Origin of the sequence: Clostridium lacusfryxellense (assembly GCF_018861735.1) — a bacterium.
GTDB lineage: Bacteria > Bacillota > Clostridia > Clostridiales > Clostridiaceae > Clostridium_AD > Clostridium_AD lacusfryxellense.
In genome coordinates, this window is the sequence record NZ_JAHLEB010000116.1 from 1 (window position 1) to 2,891 (window position 2,891).

3 protein-coding genes and 1 tRNA gene are annotated in these 2,891 nt (G+C 29.8%); 3 read left to right on the plus strand and 1 reads right to left on the minus strand.

Annotated elements, in window-relative coordinates:
• The first annotated feature begins 35 nt into the window (after positions 1 to 35).
• Positions 36 to 111, plus strand: a tRNA-Phe gene (locus KPL55_RS25340).
• 51 nt (positions 112 to 162) lie between these two features.
• On the opposite strand, the gene KPL55_RS25345 is transcribed toward KPL55_RS25340, so the two are convergent.
• Complete coding sequence (locus tag KPL55_RS25345) at positions 163 to 837, minus strand: uracil-DNA glycosylase (protein ID WP_216309535.1); 675 nt, start codon at positions 835 to 837, stop codon at positions 163 to 165.
• A 205-nt stretch (positions 838 to 1,042) separates the two neighbouring features.
• On the opposite strand from KPL55_RS25345, the gene KPL55_RS25350 reads away from it, so the two are divergent.
• Complete coding sequence (locus tag KPL55_RS25350; protein WP_376770509.1) at positions 1,043 to 1,918, plus strand: YitT family protein; 876 nt, start codon at positions 1,043 to 1,045, stop codon at positions 1,916 to 1,918.
• A gap of 166 nt (positions 1,919 to 2,084) precedes the next feature.
• Complete coding sequence (locus KPL55_RS25355; RefSeq protein ID WP_216309536.1) at positions 2,085 to 2,303, plus strand: DUF3892 domain-containing protein; 219 nt, start codon at positions 2,085 to 2,087, stop codon at positions 2,301 to 2,303.
• Positions 2,304 to 2,891: the final 588 nt, after the last annotated feature.

Below are 2,891 nucleotides of genomic sequence, written 5' to 3' on the forward strand. Positions count from 1 at the left end.
ACCTTGTGGAAGAGTAGGTTGTCGCCAGGTAATGTGGCTGGATAGCTCAGTCGGTAGAGCAGAGGACTGAAAATCCTCGTGTCCCTGGTTCGATTCCTGGTCTAGCCACCAGAAACGTCTTAGTTAATTCTAAGACGTTTTTTTTAGTTTAAAATAATATATCTATAAATTTTCAATTTGCCAGTCGATAGGTTTTTTTTTCGATGAAATTAAAAAATCATTTGTAGTAGAAAAGGGTTTACTATTAAAAAAACCTCTATAAGCGGATAATGGACTAGGGTGAGCTGACTTTATTATAAGATGTATTGGATTTGTTAGAAGAGATTGTTTTGACTGAGCATTATTACCCCATAAAATGAATACTATCGGCGACTTTTTCTCATTTAATAAGCTAATAATTTTATCTGTATAATGTTCCCAACCCTTATTTTTATGAGAATTAGCCTCTCCGGACCTAACGGTAAGTACAGTATTTAATAATAACACGCCCTGGTCAGCCCATTTTTTCAAATAACCGTTGTTAGGAATATAACAACTTAGGTCGTTATTTAATTCTTTATATATGTTTAATAATGAAGGTGGAGTAGACACTCCGGTCTTAACGGAAAAACTTAAACCGTGTGCTTGATTAAGACCATGGTATGGGTCTTGTCCAAGTATTACAACTTTTACATCTTTATATGCTGTGTATTTAAGTGCATTAAATATATCTTGCACAGGGGGATATATTTGTGACTTATCATATTCCTCTTTTATATAATATTTTAATTTTAAGTAATACTTTTTATTAGATTCTTCTAATAAGAGTTTATTCCAATCATTTACTAAAATACTCAAAAAATCACCTCACTTAAGTGTATCATAAAAGCTTTCATTTTCATAAAATAAGTAGATATTATCAATGCCTTAAATTATTAAGTGATATATTAATATTTCTTGTTGATTTAAGATTAAGATGTTATATAATTATAGCGAATATAAAAATAAAGAGTTCCAATCTAATAGTTGATTTATAATGTACCTAAATACAAGGGGGAAAATCATGAAAATGACAACTGGTGATGTTTTTAAAAATTCATTTGGAAAGATATTTCTTATTATTCTAGGGAGTTTGATCTTATCTGTTGCAATAAATTTGTTTATAGTTCCTAATAAGCTTCTTGGCGGGGGACTCTCAGGAATAGGGCTGATGTTACAGTATATTTTTAAATTACCTATGGGAGCTACAATATTAGTACTTAATATCCCACTTCTTATTTTAAGTATATTAAAGATAAATAAAAAATTTACTGCTTTTACTATATTAGGTACAGTTTCATTATCATTTTTTTTAATTTTAACGGCACCGTTAAATAATGTTCTTCTTCCTGTGGAAGAATCCTATAGACTGCTTTATTGCATATATGGTGGGGCTCTTTCAGGAATAGGCCTTGGAATTGTTATCTCAAATGAGGGATCTACTGGAGGTATGGATATTATAGCTATCTATGCTAAAAAGAAATATGACATAGAAGTAGGTGTAGTAAGCTTTACAATAAATTTCTTAATTGTGGCTGCTGGATCTGTGTTATTTGGTTTTAATATAGGATTATATACACTAATTTCTATGTATATTAACTCTACGGTTATGGAGAAAGTTATTAATGGATTAAATAGACGTAAAATGCTTTTAATTGTATCAGAGAAAGAAAAAGAAGTAAGTGATGCAATAATGCATGAGTGTAGTAGAGGAGTAACTATTTTATATGGGGAAGGTGCATATACTAGCCACAAAAAAAATATAATGTATTGTGTTGTTTCGTTGGGACAATTACCACAAATTAAAAGGGTAATAAAATCTATGGACCAAGAGGCCTTTATTTCTATAATTGATATAGCTGAAGTTCAAGGTAATGGATTTAAAAGCCCTATAGGATAGGTGTAAGATAAACATAAATATATAATTTATAGCAATTTAGTAATAAATAATAGTAATAAGGTAAATACTAAACATGTAGTTTAAAATTAACGTGTTTAGCAATAAAGAAATAAGAAATGGTAACCGTTAAATTATTCTTAGATTAATTTACAAGGAGATGTATTTTATGAAGATAGTTAAGGTTAGAAAAAATGCAGATGGTGATATTACAAATGTATTAACAAGTACTGGTGAAGAATTAGATGTTAGTAAAGCGGTTGCCTTAGCAAAGGTAGGAACAGTGGAGTCAGTGGTCGTAGGTAAAAATAGAAATGGAAATGATGTTATAAAGTCATCGCCAAACAGTACTTCAGAAGACAATTTAGATAATCTTCCTACTTTCTAATATAAAAATTCTAAGTCCTCTTCATTGAATATTTAATTAATGTGGGGGCATATATTTTTTATAGTAGCTAATAATTACATTTAGTATACTAAATCACGTTTGTTTTGGGTTGGATTAGGTATACTATTCCTAGTGTGTCAATATAAAGATAACTTAAGATATGGGAGCATTATAGAGGTTGCTGTATATAATTGTCGAATTAAAGAAAAATATCAGAATCTAGTGTATCCAAAGATGATATTATATTACTTGTCGCTGCGATTCAGTAGTGAAGAGGTTCAAAGCATGAGGAAGCAATAGAAAATGATTTAAAAAACTGTTGACAACTTAGGCAGTAATGATTATAATAGTAGAGGTCGTCACTTGATGGCAAAACAAATTGGTCTTTGAAAATTAAACAGAGAAATAGGTAAACTTAGCAAAATTATATTTTGTTAAACCAGTCAATTACTTTAGTATAAAGTAAAATTTAGTCGTAAGACTAAAAGTATGTAATGAGCTTGAGTAACAACTTAACAGTTGTCTCAGATTAATTATTTCAACTAAAAAGTGTAAACTTTTAAATTGAGAGTTTGATCCTGGCTCAGG